Origin of the sequence: Sagittula marina (assembly GCF_014196795.1) — a bacterium.
Lineage (GTDB): Bacteria > Pseudomonadota > Alphaproteobacteria > Rhodobacterales > Rhodobacteraceae > Sagittula > Sagittula marina.
Map to the genome: position 1 here is coordinate 39,595 of NZ_JACIEJ010000002.1, position 23,820 is coordinate 63,414.

Below are 23,820 nucleotides of genomic sequence, written 5' to 3' on the forward strand. Positions count from 1 at the left end.
AAAGGTGAACGTCTCTGCTGGCATCTGGTATCGAAAACTACTAAATTATGAGGCCGATTGAATGAACCCCGTTGAAATCGAGCAGGCCATTTCCGACCTCGCTGAGGCCCCCTTTGATGCGGCGGAATTTCCCTATGCCTTCCTTGAGGCCTTTGGGCGCAAGGCGACTGAGATCAAGAAGCTGCGCAAGGGCGACACCAACAAGTCGGACCTTGGCGGGGTTCTGCAACGCAACAATATTCACATGGCAACCTGCGCGCCTGGCGAAGTCTCCCAGACCCTCGCCGCGCTGAAGGACAGCCCCGCCACGACCAAACACAAGGCCAAGTTCATCCTCGCCACGGACGGCCAGACCTTCGAGGCCGAAGACCTGATCGGCGGCGACACCGTGGCCTGCGCCTACAAGGACTTCCCCGATAGCTTTGGTGTCTTCCTTCCCCTCGCGGGCATCTCGACCGTCAAGCAGATCAAGGAAAGCGCCTTTGACATCAAGGCGACGGGCCGCCTGAACCGCCTCTATGTCGAGCTGCTGAAGGACAACCCCGATTGGGGCAAAGCCGAACGTCGGCACGACATGAACCATTTCATGGCGCGGCTGATCTTCTGCTTCTTCGCGGAAGATACCGACATTTTCACCACCGCCGATCTGTTCACCGGCACGATCGACCGCATGTCGAACCGCGACGGCACCAACACACATGAGGTCATAGCCGAGATTTTCCGCGCGATGAACGTGGCGACCAAGGACCGCGCGAGCGCCAACCTGCCCCGCTGGGCCGATGCCTTCCCCTATGTGAACGGCGGGCTGTTTTCCGGTTCGACCGAGGTGCCGCGCTTCTCCAAGATTGCGCAGCGCTATCTCAGCCATATCGGCGGGCTGGACTGGACCAAGATCAACCCCGACATCTTCGGCTCGATGATCCAGGCGGTCGCGGATGAGGGCGAACGCTCTGTCTTGGGCATGCACTACACCTCCGTGCCGAACATCCTGAAGGTGCTGAACCCGCTCTTCCTCGATGACCTGAACGCTGCGCTTGAGGAGGCGGGCGACAATGCCCGCAAGCTACTGAATCTGCGGAACCGCATCGCCAAGATCAGGGTGTTCGATCCGGCCTGCGGGTCGGGCAACTTCCTTGTCATCGCCTACAAGCAGCTCCGTGCGATCGAGGCCGAGATCAACCGCCGCCGGGGCGAGGCTGATCGCAAGACGGACATCCCCCTGACCAACTTCCGCGGCATCGAGATCCGGGATTTCTCGGCCGAGATTGCCCGGCTGGCGCTGATCATCGCGGAATACCAATGCGACGTGACCTATCGGGGTCAGAAGGAAGCGCTGGCCGAGTTCCTGCCGCTGGACAGTCAGAACTGGATCACATGTGGTAACGCGCTGCGGTTGGATTGGTTGGCGATCTGTCCCCCAACTGGTACGGGCGTGAAGGTGAAAGCGGACGATCTGTTTCAGACACCACTGGATCAGGCACAGATCGACTTTGAGAACGAAGGCGGGGAGACGTATATCTGCGGGAACCCACCCTATCTTGGCTCGACTTGGCAAAGCAAAGAGCAGAAAGAGGATTTGCAGCGCATTTTCGGTGGTCGAACCAAGGGTTGGAAGTCCCTCGACTATGTCGGGGGGTGGTTTATGAAAGCCGCTGACTACGGGTTACACACGCCAACAGTTTCCGCTTTTGTGTCCACAAATTCAATATGCCAAGGCCAACAAGTTCCTATTTTATGGCCCCTTATTTTCGCCACCGGCCACGAAATTTCTTTTGCCCATACTTCTTTCAAGTGGATGAATCTCGCCAGTCACAATGCTGGTGTCACTGTGGCTATCATTGCAATCTCTAATGAGCCAAAATCGTCACGCCAGTTGTACACCCTCAATGATGCCGGAGAGACTGTTCTCAAGGAAGCGGGAAATATCAACCCGTACTTGGTATCTTCTGAAAACATAGTGATCCAGAAACGTAGCAAGCCAATATCATCTCTTTCGGAGATGACATTCGGTAGCAAGCCTGTGGATGGCGGCAATCTTCTTCTATCTTCCGAGGAGATACGCGACCTGAAACTCACGGATCAACAACAAGATAAGTTCATAAAGCCCATCCTTGGCTCCGCAGAATTTATTCGCGGGCAACAACGTTACTGCATTTGGATATCTGACAGTGATCGCAAAGATGCGATGCTTATACCGACCATATCAGATCGAATTCACGCTGTGAAAGCCATGAGGCTAGCGAGCCCGAAATCTGCTACGGTTGAAACTGCTGACGTTCCGCATCGCTTTGGTGAGGTGAGGCAGGTCGGAAATGAAACGGTTATTATAGTGCCAAGTGTTTCATCTGAAGTTAGGGAGTTCCTTCCTGTTGGATTTTGCGAGGCTGGAACGATTGTAACGAACCTTTCTTTTGCAGTTTTTAATGCTGAGCTTTGGAATCTATCGATCGTTGCATCGCGGCTTCACTTGAATTGGGTTGCTACGGTATGTGGTAAGATGAAAACGGATTATCGTTACTCCAATACCCTTGGCTGGAACACCTTCCCCGTCCCCAAACTGACTGAGAAAAACCGTGAAGACCTGACCCGTTGCGCCGAAGACATCCTTCTGGCGCGCGAGGCGCATTTCCCGGCCACCATTGCGGACCTCTACGACCCCGAAAAAATGCCTGCCAACCTCCGCGCGGCCCATCACCGCAACGACGAGACCCTAGAACGCATCTACATCGGTCGCCGCTTCAAAAACGACACCGAACGCCTCGAAAAGCTCTTCGACATGTACACCAAGATGACGACGAAGGTGTCGGCGTGATAGAAGCTTTAATCGGTTTGGTAGGCGTCGTCGTCGGTAGTTTTCTTACTATCTCCAAAGATAGCTATGCCGCGTGGCGTCAGCGTAGAATGGAGGGATCTTATTCGGCTGTTAGATTGGTCTTCATTCTGCATGAGTACGCTGACAACTGCGTGGATGTGGTTCAAGATGACGGTACGAGCGAAGGCCGCCCAGCTGGCCGGACCCAAAGCGGCGAAGAGTATCATCAGGCTCAAGTTCAGCCCCCGGAGCCACCCGCTTTCCCTAGTGACATAGCGTGGCGTAGTCTACCGAATGATCTTATGCATCAAGTCTTGGGGCTCCCCAACAAGGCAAGGACGACTGATCGATATATTTCCGGACAATCCGAGTACGTCGCATTTCCTCCAGACTACGCCGAGTTTTTTGACGCAAGGCAGGAGGGTTATGCCAAGCTCGGATATGATGCCTTAGTGTTGGCCGAAAAACTTTCTGAAGAGTATGGCATAGCAGATACACACAAAGCGGATCTGGGATTTGAGTGGGACGCAAAAGCCTTCTTGCTTGAAAAAATTGAAGAATTTTCATCGCGCCGCAAGGAGCAAGAGGCGCGAAGTTCGGTCATATTCGATGTGCCGCCTCATTTCCCACCTGCTCTAGAGAATAGTTCGAATGACAAATAAATCTGTTCCCTCTGTTTCCGTTTCCTATCCGGCCAATGGCAGTTCCACCAAGTCCAACGAGCTTGGGATGCGCACTATGCAGGAGCGCGCCTATGAAAAGCGTGGCGAGCAATACCTGCTGATCAAGTCGCCGCCCGCCTCGGGGAAAAGCCGGGCGCTGATGTTCATCGCGCTCGACAAGTTGCACAATCAGGGCCTGAAGCAGGCCATCATCGTGGTCCCGGAGAAGTCGATCGGATCGAGCTTCGCCGATGAGCCGCTGTCCAAGTTCGGCTTCTGGGCCGACTGGACCGTCGCGCCGCGCTGGAACCTCTGCAATTCGCCCGGTGGTGACAGCGGCAAGGTCGGTGCAGTCAGAAAGTTCCTAGAAGGCGACGACCAGATCCTCGTCTGCACCCATGCCACCTTCCGCTTTGCCGTCGACAAGTTCGGGATCGAGGCCTTCGATGGCCGGCTGATCGCGGTGGACGAGTTCCACCATGTCTCGGCCAACCCCGACAATAAACTGGGCGCGCATCTGGGCACCCTGATCGCGCGTGACAAGGCGCATGTGGTCGCCATGACCGGATCGTATTTCCGCGGCGACACCGAGGCGGTTCTGTCGCCCGAGGACGAGGCGCGGTTCCAGACGGTGACTTACACCTATTACGAACAGCTCAGCGGCTACACCTACCTGAAGACGCTCGACATCGGGTATTTCTTCTACAGCGGTTCCTATGCCGACGAGCTCTTGAAGGTGCTCGACCCTCACGAGAAGACGATCCTGCACATCCCTAACGTCAATTCGCGTGAAAGCACCAAGGACAAGCATCGGGAAGTCGAGCACATCATCGACGCCTTGGGCGACTGGCAGGGCACTGACCCGGCAACTGGCTTCCAGCTGGTGAAGCGCCCCGATGGCAAGGTGCTGAGGATCGCCGACCTGGTGGACGATGAACCGGCCAAGCGGGACAAGGTTTCCGCCTCGCTCAAAGACCCGAGCCAGAAGAACAACCGCGATCATGTGGACATCATCATCGCGCTCGGGATGGCGAAGGAAGGCTTCGACTGGATCTGGTGTGAACACGCGCTGACCGTAGGCTATCGGTCGAGCCTGACGGAGATCGTTCAAATCATCGGGCGGGCCACGCGGGATGCGAAGGGCAAGACCCACGCACGCTTCACCAACCTGATCGCTGAACCGGATGCTTCGGAAGAAGCGGTGCGCGAAGCCGTCAACGACACGCTGAAGGCCATCGCGGCGAGCTTGCTGATGGAGCAAGTGCTGACGCCCAAGTTCGAGTTCAAGCCGAAGACCCCTGCCAGCACTGCACAGGACGGCTTTGACTATGGCGAGAACGATTATGACGAGAGCAAGTGCAATGTGGGCTTCAACGAGGAGAAGGGCACGTTCCAGATCGAGATCAAGGGCCTAACCCAGCCCAAGAGCCCCGAAGCCAACCGTATTTGTGAGAACGATCTGAACGAGGTCATCACGGCATTCGTGCAGGACAAGACCGCGATCGAGCGTGGGCTGTTTGATGAGGAAATGGTGCCGGAAGAGTTGACTCAAGTGAAGATGGGCAAGATCGTCCGTGACAAGTATCCCGAGCTGGACGAGGCCGACCATGAGGCGGTGCGTCAACACGCCATTGCCGCGATGAATTTCACGCAACAGGCCAAGAAGACGCTGTTGGGAGATGGCACCGATGCGCCGTCGAACACAGCCTTTGTCGATGGCGTTCGCCAGTTCGCCATGAGCGTCAAGGACCTGGATATCGACCTGATCGACCGGATCAACCCGTTCAGCGAAGCCTATGCGATCCTTGCCAAGACCATGAGCGAGGAAAGCTTGAAAGAGGTGGCTGCAGTGATCGAGGCCAAGAAGATCAAACTGTCCCCGGAGGAAGCCCGAGACCTCGCAAAGCGTGCTGTGAAGTTCAAACAGGAGCGCGGGCGGCTGCCGTCATTGACCTCCGCAGATGCCTGGGAGAAACGCATGGCCGAGGGCGTGGCCTTCCTCACGCGCATGAAGCAGGAGGCGATGAATGGCTAATATGTTCACCGATGATGACGATGCCCTGCTGTCCGAGCTGGGCATCGAGGTCGAGAAGAAGAAGCAGGTCGCGCGGACGCCCCGCGAGGAACGGATCATCGCGGGCTTCGAGGATATCCAGAAATTCGTCGCCGAGCATGGACGCCTGCCTCGGCATTCCGAGGACGGCGATATTTTCGAGCGGCTATATGCCGTGCGCCTTCAACGGCTGCGGGAGCTGCCGGAAGCCGCTGCGCTTCTTGCCGACCTGGACGCTGATGGCCTGCTGTCCGGAGCCGAGGTGACGCCCGTTGCCGACGATCTGGATGATGACGCATTGCTTGCAGCGCTTGGCGTCGAGGTAGAGGCATCCCCTATCACCGAGCTGAAGCATGTCCGTTCGAACGCCGAACGCAAGGAGGCGGAGGACATCGCGAACCGTCAGCGGTGTGAGGATTTCGAGACCTTCCAACCACTGTTCGAGAAGGTACAGCGCGAACTGGAGTCCGGGCAGCGTGAAACTCGCCCCTTCGAGCTGAAGGCAGAGATCCAGAAGGGTCGCCTCTTCATCGTGGAAGGGCAAAAGGCCTATGTCGCGGAGATGGGCGAGGAGACCCTTACCGATCAAGGTCGAACGGACGCCCGTCTGCGCGTGATTTTCGACAATGGCACGGAAAGCAGAATGCTGATGCGTTCGCTTCAGCGAGCTTTGAACAAGGATGAGTCTGGTCGGCGGATCACCGATTCCGTCGCGGGGCCATTGTTCGCGGACGCGCCCGAAGAGGGCGACAGCACCACCGGCACGATTTATGTTCTGCGCAGCAAATCCGATCACCCAATGGTGTCCGAGAACAGGGACGTCGTGCACAAGATCGGCGTGACCACATTGGGTGTCGAGAAGCGGATTGCCGGTGCGCACCTTCAACCTACCTTCCTGATGGCGCCGGTAGAGGTCGTGGCGACCTATGAACTCTACAACATCAACCAGACCCGACTTGAGAACCTGATCCACCGGATTTTCGGGACTGCAAAGCTCGATATCGAAATTCCGGATCGGTTTGGTCGTCCGGTGACGGCCCGAGAATGGTTCCTGGTGCCGCTTTTCGTCATCGACGAGGCCGTTCAGAAGATAAAAGACGGCACGATCACCAAGTTTCGCTATGACCCAGAGCAGGCCAGCCTCGTGTCGCACCCATAGAAAGTAGCTAAGTTTGGCGCGGTGGCCAAGCTGGCTTCCTTTAGCTGAAGCCACGCAAATTTTTATGTAGGTGTGCTCTGTTTCTGCATCTGGAGGCAGAGATTTTACAGAGTGCGAATTTCCCGCAAGGGCCTATTAAGCCGCTTGCTTGAAGCAAACATACCTGAATGCACGTGGATGTCTGGATGGGCTTAATGATAGATAATGTTGACTTTGATCGCACATGAAACTGAGCGGCTGTTGCAATCCAATGCAAATAAGAACTTTTCGTTTGATGGGTATTTAGGCGGGTAAGTCGCTTAAATCTTAAAATTTTCCTGTAAAAACAGCGTGTAATGGCGGAGGCTCAGGGATTCGAACCCTGGGGACGCTCTCACGCCCGCTGGTTTTCAAGACCAGTGCAATCGACCACTCTGCCAAACCTCCGGTCGGCGATCCTCTAGCGCGCCAATTGCGATTCTAAAAGCACTCAGTTTGAAAAATCGACAGCTCTTCAGATTGCAGGCTTTTCAGAAGGCCCGCTAAAGGCTAATCTCACGTCAAAAGGGCGCAAAACGGCCCGAACCGAGGCAACACCGCAGTTCCAAGCTGCAATTCAAAGATCATCGCAACCGGCCAACCCGGTGCGTCGTCGCGCAATGCGGCAACAGAAGGCAAGAGGCACCTGATGAGCGGTAGATATTCCAAAAGCAGACTTCTGCGAGCCCCCCTCCTCCTGACAACATGTCTGGTGTTGGTGGCCTGCACGGAGGGGCAGATGCCCGGCTTTCTTCAACCCAAAGCCCAAGGGGAGCAGGTGTCTCGCGGTGCGGCTGGCGTCAGTGGCGCTCAAGAAACCGAGCGTGATGTAGAAGCCCCTGAAATCTTTGCCGCCAAGGAACCCGGTCTTTGGGACGGCCGCCCGTCGCTGGGAGGGGTTTGGGTCGCGCATCCGGACGTCAAGGAGCCGGAACGAGCGATCATTCGCAATACCGACAACGGGCAGTACGTGATCGGTGCGCTCTTCCGTAAGGAGCGTGCAACGCCTGGCCCCCGTCTTCAGGTTTCGTCCGATGCGGCCGCAGCGCTTGGAATGCTGGCAGGCGCACCGACAACACTTGACGTCGTAGCCCTGCGCCGCGAGCAGGTTGAACCGGGCCTGGCTGCCAAGCCTTCCGGCGCGGACAAAGATCTGGTTGGCGCGACAGGTCCAGCGCTTATGACCGCCGCGCCAGATGTGAGCGAAGGCACCCTCGACCCAGTTTCGGAAAATGCGGCCAAGGCGCTGGATGCGGCCCCCACTGTAACAGCCCCTGCTCAAACTGCGGCGCTTTCACCCGCTGCATCGAAGCCGGTCCCGGTCACCGCGAAAAGCAAGCTGAGCAGACCATATTTGCAAATCGGCATTTTTTCAGTTGAGCAAAATGCCTCGAACACGGCCGTGGCCATGCGGCAGGCAGGGCTGATCCCATCAGTCAAACCCGGCACGTCATCAGGTAAGCCGTTTTGGCGTGTGGTCGTTGGCCCGGCGCAGACGACACAAGAGCGCGACGCACTGCTGAAGACGATCAAGGCGAACGGGTTCGAAGACGCCTATCCTGTCACCGACTGATCGCGGGACTTTTTGCCGCAAATAGGGGCGATTCCGCATCAAAGCTCAAAATCTGTGGCCGTATAGGCGCGGTTTCGAGCGTAGAACCATATAGCGCTCACGTCTGCGTGGCTCAGGCGATCTCCCGCCTGAAGCGGGTGACACCCGACCAGACATGCGCGATAACTGGCGCGTAGCAGATTCGATCATGGACCAGAGGCCCGCCAATGACCCGCACCATGCACAGGACCCGACAGCTTTTCGCTTCAGCCGCGCTGTTTGCGCTGATGGCGACTGGGGCGCACGCTTTTGACACCAAGGCTCGTGCGGCGTTTGTTGTAGATGTGACCACCGGCACTGTTTTGCTGAACAAGAACGCCGACGAGGCCCTGCCCCCGGCTTCCATGTCAAAACTGATGACGCTTTATATCGCCTTCGAAGCGATCCGCGAGGGGCAGTTGTCTTTGGAAGAGCGGCTTCCAGTCTCGCAGCATGCAATGTCCTATACGGGCTCCACCATGTTCCTGAACACGCAGGACAGGGTTAAGGTCGAGGATCTTCTGCGCGGTGTCATCGTCCTGTCCGGCAATGATGCCTGCGCGGTTTTGGCAGAAGCTCTGTCCCCCGACGGCACGGAACAAGGGTTCGCCCGACTTATGACGCAGCGGGCGCAGCAGCTCGGCATGACCAATTCGAAATTCAAGAACGCGTCCGGCTGGCCTGCCGAGGGTCACGTCATGTCCATGCGTGACCTCAGCTTGCTGGCGACACATATCATCAAGGACTTCCCGGATTTCTATCCGATGTTCTCGGAAAAGAAATTCGCCTTTGACGGACGCGCACCGTCGAACACGTCGAACCGAAACCCGCTGTTGTCACTTGATATCGGCGCCGATGGGCTGAAAACGGGTCACACTCAGGAGGCCGGGTACGGCCTCGTCGGGTCCGCCAAGGATAACAATCGCCGCATCATCTTTGCAATGACCGGCCTCGACAACGCGGCTGACCGCGCCGAGCAGTCAGAGGCCATCGTGAACTGGGCTTTCCGGCAATTCGCGGAACAGACCATCGTCACCGAAGGGATGCCGGTCACCCAGGCTGAACTTTGGCTAGGGGCCGAAGACAGTGTTGATCTTGTGGCGGAAAAAGACATTACACTTTTACTGCCGACCATGACCGTTGGCGGCGTTCATGCCGAAGTTGTCTATACAGGTCCGATTGAAGCGCCCGTTCAGAAGGGCCAGCGCCTTGCCGAACTGATCATCCAACCCGAAGGCCTACCTGAGACACGCGTCCCGCTGTTTGCCGGGAAGGACGTGGCCGCCGGTGGTTTTGTTGATCGCATGATGACGGTGAGCCAGGCCTTGTTCAAACGCATCGCCGATCAGCCGCGCGGCGAAGCACAGGCGCAGGTCGAAACTCAGGACGCCTCGTGAGCAAGGGGCTGTTTCTGTCCTTCGAGGGCATCGACGGCTCCGGCAAGTCCACGCAGGCTCGACTGCTGGCGGAGCGCCTGACCGCAGATGGCAGATCCCCTCTTTTGACCCGTGAACCCGGCGGCTCTGCCGGGGCCGAGGAAATCCGCGCCTTGGTTCTGCAGGGGGACCCGGATCGCTGGTCGCCCGAGACGGAATTGCTATTGTTCACTGCTGCGCGCCGAGACCACCTTGAACGGACGATCCGTCCGGCCTTGGCCGATCAGCGTGTCGTAATCTGCGACCGTTTCGCCGATTCCACGCGCATGTATCAGGGGCGCCAAGGCCTGCGACAGACTGTCGACACATTGCACGACCTGATTATCGGGCGAGAGCCAGACCTCACACTCTTGATTGACATGGACCCGAAAGCCGCCTTGGCGCGTGCCAAATCCCGCGCCACGATGGAAGAACGGTTCGAGGACTTCGGACTTGAGCTTCAACAGCAGATGAGACAGGATTTTCTTGCATTGTCGGAGGAATTTTCCGAACGGATCCACGTAATCGACGGCAATCGGCAGCCGGAAATTGTCGCCCAGGATGTTTACGCCATTGTCGCATCAGCCCTGATGGACACGGCCAGTGGCTGACATTCAGCCCGCTCCCGAGCCAGATCGCGTTGATGGTGCCCCGCATCCGCGCGAAACGCCGAAGATCTTTGGCCAGCCGCAGGCCGAGGCAGACTTTTTGACTGCATTTAATGCGGACCGCCTCCATCACGCTTGGCTGATGACCGGTCCGCGCGGTGTCGGCAAGGCTACGATGGCGTGGCGCATCGCGCGCTTTTTGCTGGCGACGCCGCCAATAGACGATGATGGCCTGTTCGGCGCGCCGCCGCCCGCCACGTCGCTTGAGATTGATCCCGAGCACCCTGTTTCCCGCCGATTGGTCGCGCGCTCGGAGCCGGGGCTGTTTCTCCTGCGCCGCGGTGGCAGTGGCACCGGGGAAAGCGAGCAGAAGAAGAACTTCGAGGATGGCAAGTTCTCCGCCCTGATCCGGGTGGATGAGGTGCGCAAGATGTCGCACTTCTTTTCCATGTCGTCGGCAGATGGCGGTCGGCGGGTTGTGATCGTGGACGCCGCGGACGAAATGAACGCTCAGGCGGCAAATGCCCTGCTGAAAATGCTGGAGGAGCCGCCCGCGCGCTCAACTATCTTGATGATCTGTCACCAACCGGCGCGCCTGCTGCCCACGATCAAGAGCCGGTGCCGGACCTTGCGCCTTTCCCCCTTGGGCCACGGCGACATGCTGGCCGCATTGTCGCAGGCCGGCGTCGACCTTCCACCCGGGGACACAGAAGCCCTCAATATTCTGTCCGAAGGGTCTGTCGGGACGGCGATCCGTCTGCATAGGCTGGACGGGCTGGAGCTCTACCGCCAAATTCTGTCTGTGCTCGGCACTCTGCCACAGCTTGACCGAAGTGCCGCATTGTCGCTGGCCGAAAGTTGCGCGGGCAAGGGGCGTGAAGATCGACTTGCCCTTCTGCTGACGCTGACGGATCGTATCGCGGCGCGACTGGCGCGGACAGGCGTGACCGGCACACCTCCGCCGGAAATTGTGCCGGGTGAAGGCAAGGTGCTCACCCGCCTGTCTCCGGATCCTGCGCGTGGGCGTGCCTGGGCACAAGCCATCCAGGATGCGGGCGACCGCGCGCGTCACGCCATTGGCGTGAACGTTGATCCCACACTTCTGGTCAACGACCTGTTCCTGCACTTGCAAGTCGCGGCCTGACGCATCGCACCGTCCTCCTGCCGTCCCACCTCGCAGGCGACTGCTGCGCCCCGTCTTTTTTTCCCCATTTGGCGTGAGAAATTGGCCTACGCGCACAAAGCCACAACATGAATCGCTGCAAGAATATTTTTTACGCGCGACAATATTGATTCGTCATTTCTCGGAACTGGGCATCCCAAAAATCCGTCGCAATACCGCTCAGGTTGCACCTTACCCTAGGTGAAATACACTTTAACACCATAAAATGCTATTTTGCGCGCCACTTTTAGAAAATTTGCCCGCTCCGAGTATGCACTTTCTGCATGGCAGCAATGACGATGCAGGCATTGTGCAAGCGCAGCATTTCCTCCATCTTGAGTTCAACAGCGACACAAGCAGTCGCAAGATTTTCGCCAACGAGGCACGGAACAATGGCAGATACAACAGAGTTCAAGACACAGGCACACGGCACGGAAGTCGCCGGTTTTGCAGGTCTGATTGCAGCATTCAAAGCGCACGTCGCACGTCGCAAGGTGTTCAACCAGACCTTCCGCGAACTGTATGCGATGTCGAACCGTGATCTGGCCGACCTTGGGTTGGTACGCGCCGAAATTCGCCGCGTCGCACTTCAGGCGTCAAAGGAAATCTAATACGGACTGGGGCTCTCCTCCTCCCTGCCCCTACCGTCTACGGCGGCGCATCTTCTCCTCCTCCCTGGATGCGTCGCCATACTAACACCGGTCCAAATGGGCCAAGACATGCCGGACCCCTCTCCTCCTCCCTGGGGTTTCCGACATCAGCGACGGTGCCTCTCCTCCTCCCTGGCACCGTCGCATCCAGATAACGGGTTTCATTCCTTTGGTCTGCGACCCAGCCATGCCGAGCCCCTCTCCTCCTCCCTGGGGCCTCGACATAAGCGGCGGCACCTCTCCTCCTCCCTGGTGTCGTCGCGCGCTTTTCAGGCAACCTCGCCCTCAAGGGCTTGGACGCCACAACATGCCGGACCCCTCTCCTCCTCCCTGGGGTTTCCGACACGAGCGACGGTGCCTCTCCTCCTCCCTGGCACCGTCGCGCTTACAACCGGCCTCCTCTTCCACGGGGATTTGGTGGCCAAGACATGCCGGACCCCTCTCCTCCTCCCTGGGGTTTCCGACATCAGCGACGGTGCCCCTCCTCCTCCCTGGCACCGTCGCACCACAGATTTGGTTCGGGGCCCCTACCCTCCTCCCTGGGGCGCTCGTATACTCGGCCCGCGATGAAACCGTCATCGCGGGCTTTTTCCATTCCTGCACATGCTTGAATTGGCCACTTAGGGATCGCCTTGGGTGGGCGGGCCGCTTTTGCGCAGCAAACAGGTCCGCGCGACCAGCTGCCCGCCCTTCCCCTTTGTCCGCCCAACAGGTAACACAGCAGGCAAAGAACGAGGGGTCCAAGCCATGCCTTTGGAAAAGACATTCAACGCCGCCGAAGCTGAACCGCGCCTGTCCGCCAAATGGATCGACAGCGGGGCTTTCCGCGCCGGGGCCAACAAGTCCCGTGACGAGAGCTTCACGATCATGCTGCCGCCGCCGAACGTGACCGGCGCGCTGCATGTGGGCCATGCCTTCAACCACACACTGATGGACATTCTTGTTCGTTGGCACCGGATGCGCGGCTTTGACACGCTGTGGCAGCCCGGCCAGGATCACGCAGGCATCGCCACCCAGCTTCAGGTCGAAAAGAAGCTGAAGGCGGAGCAGAATCTGCGCCGCACCGACATGACCCGCCAGGACTTCCTGGGCCATGTCTGGGATTGGAAAGCGCAATACGGCGATACAATCATCCAGCAGATGCACCGCTTGGGCAGTTCCTGCGACTGGGAGCGCAATGCCTTTACCATGTCCGGTGCGCCGGGCGCGCCAGAGGCCGACAGTCAGGGCAACTTTCACGATGCGGTGATCAAGGTCTTTGTCGATATGTACGACAAGGGCCTGATCTATCGCGGAAAACGCCTTGTGAACTGGGACCCGCATTTCGAAACCGCCATCTCCGATCTGGAGGTGGAGAACGTCGAAGTCGCCGGTCACATGTGGCACTTCAAATACCCTCTGGCCGATGGCGTGACCTACACCTACGAGGAAAAGGACGAAGACGGCAACGTCACCTTCTCCGAAGTGCGCGACTATATCTCCATCGCCACCACCCGACCTGAGACAATGCTGGGCGACGGCGCGGTAGCGGTGCATCCAGACGACACACGTTATGCCTCCATCGTTGGCAAGCTCTGTGAAATCCCGGTCGGCCCGAAAGAGCACCGCCGCCTGATCCCGATCATCACCGACGAATATCCGGACGCGAACTTTGGCTCCGGTGCGGTGAAGATCACCGGCGCGCATGACTTCAACGACTATCAGGTGGCCAAGCGCGGCGACATTCCGCTCTACCGCCTCATGGATCGCTCCGGCCGGATGCGCGATGACGGCGCGCCCTATGCAGAGGCCGCCAAGATTGCCATGGAGGTCGCGCAAGGCAATCGCAAGCTGACCGAGGCCGAGACCGATCTGATCAACCTCGTGCCCGATCACCTGCGCGGCCTGGACCGCTTCGAGGCGCGCGAACAGGTCGTCGCGGAGATTACCGAAGATGGCCTTGCCGTGATGACCGTTGCCACCGACCCGCGTCTGGGCAAGGCTGTCAAAAAGCCGCTCGCGCCAGAAGAAGGTGGTGAAGACCGCAGCGAAGAACTCGTCCCGCTGGTCGAGGCAAAGCCGATCATGCAGCCCTTCGGTGACCGGTCCAAGGTCGTGATCGAACCGATGCTGACCGACCAGTGGTTTGTCGAGGCCGAGAAGATCTCCGGCCCCGCCCTGGACGCCGTGCGCGATGGACGCATCAAGATCATGCCGGAATCAGGTGAAAAGACCTACTACCATTGGCTTGAAAACATCGAACCCTGGTGCATCTCGCGCCAGCTTTGGTGGGGCCACCAGATCCCCGTCTGGTACATTCCGGGCGAGGAAGACTGGTATCCGATCTGCGCGGCAACCGAGGAAGAGGCGCTCGAAAAGGCGCGCATGATGTCCGCCGAAGGCACCGAATTCCGCATCGTTGCCGATATGGCCGAGGCGGGAGAGGTCCTGTCAGCTGTCCGTGACGCCATGAACGTGGGCGACGAAGGGGCGATACGGTCCTTTGACGCCCCGATGCAGCTGCCCATGTTCCGCGACCCCGACGTGTTGGACACATGGTTCTCCTCCGGCCTCTGGCCGATCGGCACGCTTGGCTGGCCAGAGGACACGGCGGAAATGAAGAAGTATTTCCCGACAGACGTGCTCGTCACCGGTCAGGACATCCTGTTCTTCTGGGTCGCCCGCATGATCATGATGCAATTGGCCGTCACCGACGAAGTCCCCTTCCACACCGTCTATCTTCACCAGCTCGTCCGTGACGAGAAGGGCAAGAAGATGTCCAAAACCACCGGCAACGTCATCGACCCGCTGGAGATCGTGGATGAATACGGGGCCGACGCGCTGCGCTTTACCAATGCCTCCATGGCGTCCATCGGTGGCGTGCTGAAGATGTCGGTGGACCGTATCGCGGGCTATCGGAACTTTGGCACAAAGCTTTGGAATGCGTGCCGCTTCGCCGAGATGAACGAGGTCTTCACCCATCATGAGACCGCCAACGACGGCGCGTGGGTCGTGCCGGCGCAACAGACCGTCAACAAGTGGATCATCGGAGAAACCGCCCGCGTGCGCGAAACCGTCGATCTTGCGTTGCAGGAGTATCGTTTTAACGATGCGGCGAACGCGCTCTACGCATTTGTCTGGGGCAAGGTCTGTGATTGGTACGTCGAATTCTCCAAGCCGCTGTTTGGCTCCGAGGATGATGGCGTTGTCGGCGAAACCCGTCGCACCATGGGCTGGGTGCTGGACCAGTGCCTGATCATGCTGCACCCCATCATGCCTTTCATCACCGAAGAGCTCTGGGGCACGCTTGGCACACGTGAAAGCCTGTTGGTGCATGCCGCCTGGCCGACCTACGGCGCATCTGTGGCGGATCCCGCGGCAGACAAGGAGATGTCCTGGGTCATCGGTCTGATTGAGGGCGTCCGCTCTGCCCGGGCGCAGATGCATGTGCCTGCGGGCCTCTATGTGCCGATGTTGGTCACCGGCCTTGGCGCCGAGGAGCGCGGCGCATGGGACCGCAACGAAGTGCTCATCAAACGTCTCGCCCGCATCGACGGCCTGACCGAAGTTGACGCCTTCCCCAAAGGTTGCGTCACCATCCCCGTCGGCGACGCGACCTTTGGCCTGCCATTGGCGGACATCATTGACGTGGCCGAGGAAAAGGCGCGCCTTGAAAAGACGCTCGGCAAGTTGGCAAAGGAATTGGGTGGCCTGCGTGGACGTCTGAACAATCCGAAATTTGCCGCCTCCGCCCCGGATGAGGTCGTCGCCGAAGCGCGCGCCAATCTCGCCGAGCGGGAAAGCGACGAGGCCAAGATCAAAGCAGCTCTCGCACGACTGGCAGAAATCGGCTGAGCCGACTCTCTGGGTCGCGCCCGTGGCGCTACCCGCCCACAGTGGGAACCTCGCCCCGAAGCGAGACCCACATTGTAATCAAGCAACAAGAAAGCCGGTGATGTGCGTCACCGGCTTTTTTCGTTTGGTTGAGTGGATAGTTTAGCCGCGCCAGAACCGTACGGTGAACAGCGCATAGACCGCCAGCAATTCCAACCGCCCCAAGAGCATTGCAAAGCTCAAAACCCACTTTGCCCCGTCCGAGAGACCCGCGAAATTGCCCGCCGGCCCGATTTGATCACCCAGGCCCGGCCCGATGTTGCCCAGTGCCGTTGCTGCGGCCGATACGGAAGTGATGAAATCCAGCCCCATCATGCCCAACACGACGGACAGCAAACCCAGGGAGACCACAAAGAACACGAAGAAGCTCATGACCGAGCTTAAGACGTCGTGACCGACCGGCCGACCGTCGTAGCGCGGGACAAAGACACCATTTGGCGAACGGATGCGGCGCAGCTGCACTTTGATGGACGCGAAAAGCAGTTGGTAGCGGAATATCTTTACCGAACAAGCCGTTGAACCCGCGCAGCCCCCGATCAGACCGATGAAGAAGAACAACGCGATCAGGAACGGCCCCCACGCCATGTAGTCAACGCTGGCGTATCCGGTGCCTGAAATGATGGAAGTGATGTTGAACAATCCTTCGCGGAACGCTTGCTCCGGGTGATGCGGGAATATCCACATCAGGGTGACCGCCGTCACAGCAACCAGAAAAAAGATCGTGCCAAGAAATGCCCGTACCTGACTGTCGCGAAACAGGGCTGTTTGCGACCCGTTGAGCATCTGGACGTAACGGACAAAGGGCAGCGCCGCGAGAACCATAAAGACCGATGCCACATACTCCGCTGACCCGGAAAATGCGCCAAAGGAGGCATCGTAATTCGCGAAGCCACCGGTCGAGACCGTCGTCATCGCGTGCACCGTCGCGTCAAAGGCACCCATGCCGGTGAAGATATAGCACACAGTACAGGCCAGTGTGAGCGAGATGTAGATCGTGGAGATCGACGAGGAGATCTGCGTCGCGCGGGGCAAAATTTTACCCATCGTCTCGAAGGCTTCCGACCGGAAAATCTGCATCCCCCCGACTTTGAGTTCGGGAAGGAAAACCATGGCAACCACAATGATGCCGACCCCACCCAGCCATTGCAGCAAACCCCGCCACAACAGCAAACCTTTCGGCAAAGTGTCGAGACCGGAGAACACCGTCGATCCGGTGGTCGTCATGCCGGACATGGCTTCGAAAAATGCGTCAGTGTAGCTGGCGTTGGTTTCGCCCAGAACGAAAGGCAATGCGCCAAAGACGGGCAGCGCCACCCAAACCCCGGTGGTCAAAAGGAAAGTCTGCTGGATCGACAGGCCTTCCTGGACGCGATTGGCACAGGCCAGCGCGATCATTCCGCCGGTCAGGATGGTAAGAAGACTGCTTTCCAGAAAGACATGCCATTCGCCGCGTCCCTCTGCGAGGTCCACCAGCATCGGCAGCAACATGCAAACCCCCAGAGCCGTGACCAGGAGGCCAATGACATAGGCGACGGGACGAATATCAAACATGCGCAGAGCCTTGGGGCGCATGTTCGATGCTGTCAAGCATCCACGCGCATCTGACCTATCGTCTTGCTCTCAGGCTGCCAGAAGGTCACGGAAGACAAATGGAAGAATGCCATCTCGGGTAAGGCCAAGCTCGGCCAATTCACCATCTGAGCGAACCTCCAACTCGATGATGTGGCGTAGTCTCGCCCGCCTCAGGCTATAGGGATTAAAGCCCAACCCCTGCTCCACGAAAAAAAGGTCAATGCGAGCCCCAAGCTGCGCATGGCCCATTGTGATTTTCACGTTGTCACTCGGCATTTCGGAAACCTCTTTTGCGTTTGGGTTTCCTCCCATCGCGTCATAGGCTGCCACGGATGACATTGCGAAACAGTTAATCCATCGCGTTTATCAGCAAAACGCGGGCCATATGGCGCACAAACGAGCAGAGCGCAGGCAAGCGCACTGCTCGTCAGCACTCATCCAACGTGGAAAAGGCTCGCAAACAGACGGGGATCAAGGCTGTCCTGAGCGAAGCGTGTGCCTTCGTTCAGCACGGACACCGCATCGTGACTGTGCAGGCTTTCCTGGTGACTGGCCACGACCCGGAAGTCGCTGACCCGAGTATCCTGCTGAAGTTGTTCGGCAAAAAGCCGCGCCGCGTCCTCGACAAATATCGGGTTGGCGGCGTTCAACTCAGCGAACGCTTGTTCGTCCTCACGTTTCACCATTACCTGTGTTTCCGTCGGAACCGCACGGCGGCACATTTCGATAAGGTCTTCGAACCACAGGCAATCGCCTTCCCGGACCTCCACCGATACCCGCGCGACAGAGCGCTGCGAGTGTGGCGTTGCCAGTTGACCGCGTTCGCGGCGAGCGTGCTCCGACAGTTCGAGCGAACACGGGCACGTAGAAGAATAGACGTAATCAAGATGCATGATCTTGACCCGCTCCTCCCCCTTGTCCACCAACTCCAGAGCGATGTCGTAATATTGGTAGCCCACCAAACCGGATCTCAGGCTTTCGACCTTCAAGGGAAACCGGAAAGCCATGTTGATCCGCGCATCGAAGCTTTCAAGGTCGTTTTTGTAGTCGTCCAGAGCCGCTTCAATCACTTCGAAGCTGAAAGTTTTCTCCGCGTGGACGTAGAAGGACCGCATGATACGGCTCATGTTTATGCCCTTCTTGTCCGCATCAAGGCTGACAGTGCCTGTAACGCTGCTCTCCAAGCACAAATCGCCGTTGTCACGGGTGCGGTAGCGCAGCGGAAGCCGGAAATTCGAGATGCCCACGTGCTGAATCATGCGGTTTTCGCCGCGAATGAGTGACGAAGGACCATTCTGCAGGTCAGGCATCCGGGCTTTGTAGGCTGGGTCGACTTCGAACTCTTCAGGGTACTGACGGGACAGCACGGGATAGGCGTCGGGCGTCGCATCAGTGGCGAAGCGGACCAGTGCCGGATCAAGCTGCTCGATCTCCGCATCATGCGCGCCGCCAGCCCAGCGCTTGAGCAGCGCCAATGCGGCTTCTGCGTCTTCACGGCTTGGTTTGCGGTCGATTTCAGGCGAATGCATGTTCATGTCAGGGGGGCCCCCTCAGCCAACGGTCTTGCTGCATAACGTAGGTAGTGCAGCGTTGATTTCCAACTTTGCTATAGTCTACGCACTGCGACGCCCCCCGGATCACTCTTTTCCGACGTCAGACAGCCTCAAGCGCCTGCATCAGGTCCGCAAGAAGGTCGTCAGGGTCCTCAAGACCCACAGACAGACGCACCAGTCCCATGGAGATGCCAAGTATATCCTTTTGCGCCTGCGGCAGGCGCTGGTGCGTGGTGGTTGCAGGATGCGTCACGATGGATTTCGAATCTGCAAAATTGTTGGAAATGGTGAAAATTTCCAACGCATTCAGGAAACGGAAACATGCCTCCTTTCCACCGTCAATCTCGAAGGCAACGACCGTGCCGCCAGATTCGGCCTGAGACATGGCAACCTCGTGTTGCGGATGGCTGGCAAGACCCGGATAGCTGACACGGGCCAGTTTGGAATGCGTCTCCAGCGCTTGTGCGATTTGCAAGGCACAACCAGCCTGTGCACGCACGCGCAGATCGAGCGTGTCGAGCGACTTGAGGTGCACCCAGGCAGAGAATGGGTTCAAGGCCGCGCCCGTGTGTTTCAGGTAGGTTTCGATCGGACCACGAATGGTCTCCCGATCGCCACACACCACTCCGCCCAACATACGCCCCTGCCCGTCCACGTGCTTGGTCGTTGAAATAACGCAGATATCGGCGCCACACTCTGCGGCGTAGGAATAGATGGGCGTCGCCATCGCGTCATCCACGATCACCTTTGCGCCAACCTTATGAGACACCTCCACCACGTGTCGCAGGTCGATCACCTCAAGCGTCGGATTGGAGATCGCCTCGAGGAAGACCAACGTCGTATCATCACGGATCGCCGCGTCCCAAGCTGCGTTATCCGTGCCATCGACAAGCGTGATTTCCACGCCAAACCGCGCCAGAACGCTCTCCAGCACATAAAGGCAGGATCCGAACAAGGCGCGTGACGCCACCACATGGTCGCCCGTCTTGGACAGAGCCATCAGGGCGCCATTGACCGCAGCCATCCCGGACGCCGTGGCAAATGCATCTTCGTAGCCTGTGATCGCCGCCATGCGATCCTCGAACATGCGCACGGTCGGGTTGCCATAACGGGCGTAAATGAACTCATCCGGTCCAGCCTGCACGAAACGCTCTTCGGCAGCTTCGGCAGTGTCGTACACAAACCCTTGCGTCAGGAACATGGCCTCGCTGACTTCGCCATATTGCGAACGGCGTGTGCCACCGTGAACCAGCGTTGTTCGCTTGCCGCGTGTCTTCTCTGTCATCTTGTTGTCCTTCGAACAAAAAAGCCCCATTTCGGCCAAGCGAAAGGGGCTTTCGTCTGACCTCTTTAGCGGTTTTTGGACGGCTGTCGCGTCCGTGGCCCACAATCCGGTAACAAAGCGCCACGTCGCTGCCATAGAGCCATTAAGAATTCATTTCAAGCCTGTCACAGCGCTGTCACCGCTCTTTCATCCGGCTTTTGCAGGCTATCGCTACAGGCTTTTGTCAATGTCTCGTGGATCGCTGCCATGCCGCTTCTTCGCATCACCGTCACCGAGGGCTCCGCCGCCTTGCATGGCTCCTCCGCGCCTTTGTTAAGCGCACTGCGTGATGCACTGGCTGAGGATGCAGGGCCAATCACCGTAATGGTCCACGGGTTCAGATATCAGCCCGGTCGTGCAGGAAACTGCCCGCACGAGACCTTATTTGCCCGCGAGCCCAGAACGACCAGGCGCATTGTCGGCTGGCCCCGTCACCTTGGGTTGCGCGGTCAAGCGGGCGAAGGTCTTGGGATATCGTTTGGATGGCCAGCACGCGGCACGGTTTGGCAAGCTTTCGAGCAGGCCGACCTTGCTGGCCGCGCCTTGGCCACGTTTTTGTCGGATATTCGAACGCTGGCGCCTGAACGGCCCATTCACGCCATCGGCCATTCAATGGGGGCCCGCGTCATCCTCCGCGCGATCCGTGACAGCGATCCAGAAACCCTACGCCGCGTGATTTTGTTGGCCGGGGCGGAATTCGAAGAGACGGCGAAGATCTGTCTCACCTCTCCTGCCGGCCTGCACACACAGGTGCTGAACGTCACCAGCCGAGAAAACGATGTGTTCGATTTCATGTTGGAGCACTTGATCACGGCCCCTGGAAAAAGATCCAAGATGCTCGGCCATGCGGCGGGAGGTTCACTATCCATACCAAATATGGTCACGCTTCAGCTAGACGACGCGAACAGTCTGCAGGCCCTGCGGCGCGCCGGCTTTCGCATCGCCCCGGCAGAGCGTCGCATCTGCCATTGGTCCCCCTATCTGCGGGCCGGCGTCTTTCCGTTGTATCGCGCTTTCCTGTCGGGCCAAATGCCTCTGGTCCAGTTGCGCGCGACGTTGCCAGATACACACGCGCCTCGGTGGTCTAGATTGTTCCCCCGACCAAGGTCGGCACATCCGGTTATCCTCACCGCTCATTAAGTTCACCTGGCAACACGAGCTTTCATACAAAAAGCGCTATCTTGCGAGGTGACTGTTTCCGAATGTTGCGTTTCCCGTCTCGCTGACTGCATCATGCCGGGACACCTACCGGAGCGCGATTTACATTGGACGACTTTTTACTTCAGGCCACCGTTTTCCTTGCAGCTGCCGTCATTGCTGTGCCCATAGCCACGCGGTTTGGGCTGGGATCGGTACTTGGGTACCTGCTCGCCGGTCTGATTATTGGACCCGGCCTTGGCCTCGTAGCGCATACCGAAGATCTTCGTCATTTCGCTGAGTTCGGCGTGGTCCTGATGCTCTTTCTCATCGGTCTGGAACTGGAGCCCCGTGCGCTTTGGGATATGCGCCACAGGCTGATCGGCCTGGGTGGTCTGCAAATTCTGCTGACGACGCTGGCGATCATGGTGGGCGCCATGACCTTGGGCTATCCGTGGCAAACGTCCTTGGCTGTGGGCATGACGATCGCACTGTCATCGACCGCAATCGTGCTTCAAACGCTGTCGGAAAAGGGATTGATGCAGACCAATGGCGGTCGCTCGATCTTTTCCGTCCTGCTGACGCAAGACATTGCCGTCATTCCGATGCTGATCGCCATGCCTTTGCTCGCCGTGGTGGCCAAGGTCTCCGTTGGCCCGGACGGGTCGATCCGTCGTGCCGTTGACAACGGAGCAATGACCAACGGTGCTGCAGAAGACGGCCACGCCAGTATGTCACTGGTCGATGGGCTGGAAGGCTGGCAGGCAGCAGGCGTGACGCTCGGCATCGTCGCAGCGATCATTCTCGCCGGGATCTACGGCGCGCGGCCGCTTTTCCGGTTCATCCACACCGCGCGCCTGCCGGAAATGTTCACCGCCGTGGCGCTGCTGATCGTCATCGGCATCGCGTTCCTCATGACGCTGGTCGGTCTCTCCCCCGCTCTCGGGACCTTTCTCGCGGGCGTGGTTCTGGCCAACTCGGAATTCCGGCATGAACTGGAATCTGACATTGCGCCGTTCAAAGGGCTGCTGCTTGGGTTGTTCTTCATCACTGTGGGCGCGGGCATCGACGTAGAGCGCCTGATGGCAGAACCCGTCCTCATGGTGGGACTTGCGCTGGCCGTGATCCTGATCAAGGGCTTGGTGTTGTACTTCATAGGGCGCGCCTTTGGCCTGCGAAAGCGAGGCCTGTGGCTGTTCACGTTAGGGCTCGCACAGGCGGGCGAGTTCGGCTTTGTCCTCGTCTCCTTCGGCCTGCAACAAAGCGTTTTTCCAGAAATGCTGGCGAGCCGGATGTTGTTGGTGGTCGCCTTGTCGATGCTGATCACCCCACTGCTGTTTTTGCTGTTCGACTTCATCCGGGCAAGGCTCGAAACGGAGCAGGAACAAGCGCAAGCCGACGTGATCGACGAAGAAGGGCCGGTCATCATTGCGGGCATCGGTCGTTTTGGTCAGGTGGTGAATCGCCTGGTGCAAAGCTCCGGCTATCGGACGGTGGTTCTGGATCACGATATGCCGACAATTCAATTGATGCGACGCTTTGGGTATAAGGGCTTCTTTGGCGACCCAACGCGACCAGAGTTGCTGCATGCAGCCGGGCTCGGGTCCGCCCGTGTGCTGGTGGCAGCCTTGGACGATGCGAAGTCGACGACCAAATTGGTAGCCTATGCACGCCGCGTGCGACCGGATCTGCACATTGTCGCCCGTGCCCGCGACCGAAACCACGTTTATGCACTGTATCAGGCGGGGGCCGATGACATCGTGCGCGAAATGTTCGATGCCAGCCTGCGCGCAGGACGTTATGTCTTGGAAAACATTGGCATGAGTGAATACGAAGCCGCCATCGCGGAAGAGACATTTTACCATCACGACCGGCAGACGGTGCGTGATCTCGCCAAACTTTGGAACCCCGCGATCCCCGCTGTGGAAAACGAAGCCTATATCGCGCGCGCCCGCGAACTTGAGAAAGAGTTGGAAACAGCGCTTTTCACGGCCTTGGAAGCACGGGGAAAACACGACGTGGCCTGAACTGTTATCCTCACGCGGCCCGCGCAAGAGGATTTGTTCTGCGGGCGCCGATCCATCGGCGTCACTCTTTGCGGTTGCCCACGGCCTGAGATAGGCCCTGCGGTTCACGATCTGCCGGAAATATACCTTTCCGACACACCAGACGCGCAACCATCCCGAACCTTGCCCCCCCCCCTACAAACCGCCTTTGCAGCTGGGCTAAGC

At 58.5% G+C, this 23,820-nt stretch carries 16 protein-coding genes and 1 tRNA gene; 12 read left to right on the forward strand and 5 right to left on the reverse strand.

The window, feature by feature from the left end; all coding sequences use genetic code 11:
* The first annotated feature begins 61 nt into the window (after positions 1 to 61).
* Genes GGQ68_RS03570 through GGQ68_RS03585 form a run of 4 tightly spaced genes read left to right on the forward strand, consistent with a single transcriptional unit; the run spans position 62 to position 6,686 of the window.
* Positions 62 to 2,812: a class I SAM-dependent DNA methyltransferase gene (locus tag GGQ68_RS03570; RefSeq protein ID WP_183963048.1), complete on the forward strand. Its 2,751-nt coding sequence runs from the start codon at positions 62 to 64 to the stop codon at positions 2,810 to 2,812.
* Positions 2,809 to 3,474 carry a hypothetical protein gene (locus GGQ68_RS03575; protein WP_183963049.1) on the forward strand — a complete coding sequence of 222 codons (666 nt, stop codon included), beginning with the start codon at positions 2,809 to 2,811 and terminating at the stop codon, positions 3,472 to 3,474. Before GGQ68_RS03570 ends, GGQ68_RS03575 begins: the two co-directional genes overlap by 4 nt.
* Positions 3,464 to 5,509: a DEAD/DEAH box helicase gene (locus tag GGQ68_RS03580; protein ID WP_183963050.1), complete on the forward strand. Its 2,046-nt coding sequence runs from the start codon at positions 3,464 to 3,466 to the stop codon at positions 5,507 to 5,509. The genes GGQ68_RS03575 and GGQ68_RS03580 overlap by 11 nt, the downstream gene beginning before the upstream one ends.
* Positions 5,502 to 6,686 (forward strand): GIY-YIG nuclease family protein, encoded by a 1,185-nt coding sequence (locus GGQ68_RS03585; protein WP_183963051.1) that lies wholly within the window; start codon positions 5,502 to 5,504, stop codon positions 6,684 to 6,686. The genes GGQ68_RS03580 and GGQ68_RS03585 overlap by 8 nt, the downstream gene beginning before the upstream one ends.
* A gap of 336 nt (positions 6,687 to 7,022) precedes the next feature.
* Here GGQ68_RS03585 and GGQ68_RS03590 read toward each other — a convergent pair.
* Positions 7,023 to 7,112, reverse strand: a tRNA-Ser gene (locus GGQ68_RS03590).
* A 331-nt stretch (positions 7,113 to 7,443) separates the two neighbouring features.
* On the opposite strand from GGQ68_RS03590, the gene GGQ68_RS03595 reads away from it, so the two are divergent.
* The 6 genes from GGQ68_RS03595 (at position 7,444) to GGQ68_RS03620 (ending at position 15,964) form a co-directional block, all read left to right on the forward strand.
* Positions 7,444 to 8,277 carry an SPOR domain-containing protein gene (locus GGQ68_RS03595; protein ID WP_246429250.1) on the forward strand — a complete coding sequence of 278 codons (834 nt, stop codon included), beginning with the start codon at positions 7,444 to 7,446 and terminating at the stop codon, positions 8,275 to 8,277.
* A gap of 206 nt (positions 8,278 to 8,483) precedes the next feature.
* Positions 8,484 to 9,692 carry a D-alanyl-D-alanine carboxypeptidase family protein gene (locus tag GGQ68_RS03600; RefSeq protein ID WP_246429251.1) on the forward strand — a complete coding sequence of 403 codons (1,209 nt, stop codon included), beginning with the start codon at positions 8,484 to 8,486 and terminating at the stop codon, positions 9,690 to 9,692.
* Positions 9,689 to 10,321: a dTMP kinase gene (gene tmk / locus GGQ68_RS03605; protein WP_343055837.1), complete on the forward strand. Its 633-nt coding sequence runs from the start codon at positions 9,689 to 9,691 to the stop codon at positions 10,319 to 10,321. Before GGQ68_RS03600 ends, tmk begins: the two co-directional genes overlap by 4 nt.
* Positions 10,314 to 11,462 (forward strand): DNA polymerase III subunit delta', encoded by a 1,149-nt coding sequence (locus GGQ68_RS03610; RefSeq protein WP_183963053.1) that lies wholly within the window; start codon positions 10,314 to 10,316, stop codon positions 11,460 to 11,462. The genes tmk and GGQ68_RS03610 overlap by 8 nt, the downstream gene beginning before the upstream one ends.
* A 410-nt stretch (positions 11,463 to 11,872) precedes the next feature.
* Positions 11,873 to 12,091, forward strand: coding sequence for a DUF1127 domain-containing protein (locus GGQ68_RS03615; protein WP_183963054.1), 219 nt, complete (start codon positions 11,873 to 11,875; stop codon positions 12,089 to 12,091).
* A 786-nt stretch (positions 12,092 to 12,877) separates the two neighbouring features.
* A complete protein-coding gene (locus tag GGQ68_RS03620; protein WP_183963055.1) occupies positions 12,878 to 15,964 on the forward strand; it encodes a valine--tRNA ligase in 3,087 nt (1,028 codons plus the stop codon).
* Positions 15,965 to 16,105: 141 nt separating this feature from the next.
* Here GGQ68_RS03620 and GGQ68_RS03625 read toward each other — a convergent pair whose 3' ends face one another.
* The 4 genes from GGQ68_RS03625 to GGQ68_RS03640 all read right to left on the reverse strand — a co-directional run bounded on the left by GGQ68_RS03625 (position 16,106) and on the right by GGQ68_RS03640 (position 20,413).
* Positions 16,106 to 17,554, reverse strand: a complete 1,449-nt coding sequence (locus tag GGQ68_RS03625) for a TrkH family potassium uptake protein (protein WP_183963056.1) — start codon at positions 17,552 to 17,554, stop codon at positions 16,106 to 16,108.
* A 69-nt stretch (positions 17,555 to 17,623) separates the two neighbouring features.
* Positions 17,624 to 17,905 carry a hypothetical protein gene (locus tag GGQ68_RS03630; RefSeq protein ID WP_343055838.1) on the reverse strand — a complete coding sequence of 94 codons (282 nt, stop codon included), beginning with the start codon at positions 17,903 to 17,905 and terminating at the stop codon, positions 17,624 to 17,626.
* A gap of 104 nt (positions 17,906 to 18,009) precedes the next feature.
* Positions 18,010 to 19,110, reverse strand: a complete 1,101-nt coding sequence (gene folE2 / locus GGQ68_RS03635) for a GTP cyclohydrolase FolE2 (RefSeq protein WP_183963057.1) — start codon at positions 19,108 to 19,110, stop codon at positions 18,010 to 18,012.
* Between the two features lie 118 nt (positions 19,111 to 19,228).
* A complete protein-coding gene (locus GGQ68_RS03640; RefSeq protein ID WP_183963058.1) occupies positions 19,229 to 20,413 on the reverse strand; it encodes an aminotransferase class V-fold PLP-dependent enzyme in 1,185 nt (394 codons plus the stop codon).
* Positions 20,414 to 20,659: 246 nt separating this feature from the next.
* On the opposite strand from GGQ68_RS03640, the gene GGQ68_RS03645 reads away from it, so the two are divergent.
* Together GGQ68_RS03645 and GGQ68_RS03650 are read left to right on the forward strand one after the other, a co-directional pair.
* Positions 20,660 to 21,592: a DUF726 domain-containing protein gene (locus GGQ68_RS03645; RefSeq protein WP_183963059.1), complete on the forward strand. Its 933-nt coding sequence runs from the start codon at positions 20,660 to 20,662 to the stop codon at positions 21,590 to 21,592.
* Positions 21,593 to 21,717: 125 nt separating this feature from the next.
* On the forward strand, positions 21,718 to 23,616 hold the full coding sequence (locus GGQ68_RS03650) for a cation:proton antiporter domain-containing protein (RefSeq protein WP_183963060.1): 1,899 nt from the start codon (positions 21,718 to 21,720) through the stop codon (positions 23,614 to 23,616).
* Positions 23,617 to 23,820: the final 204 nt, after the last annotated feature.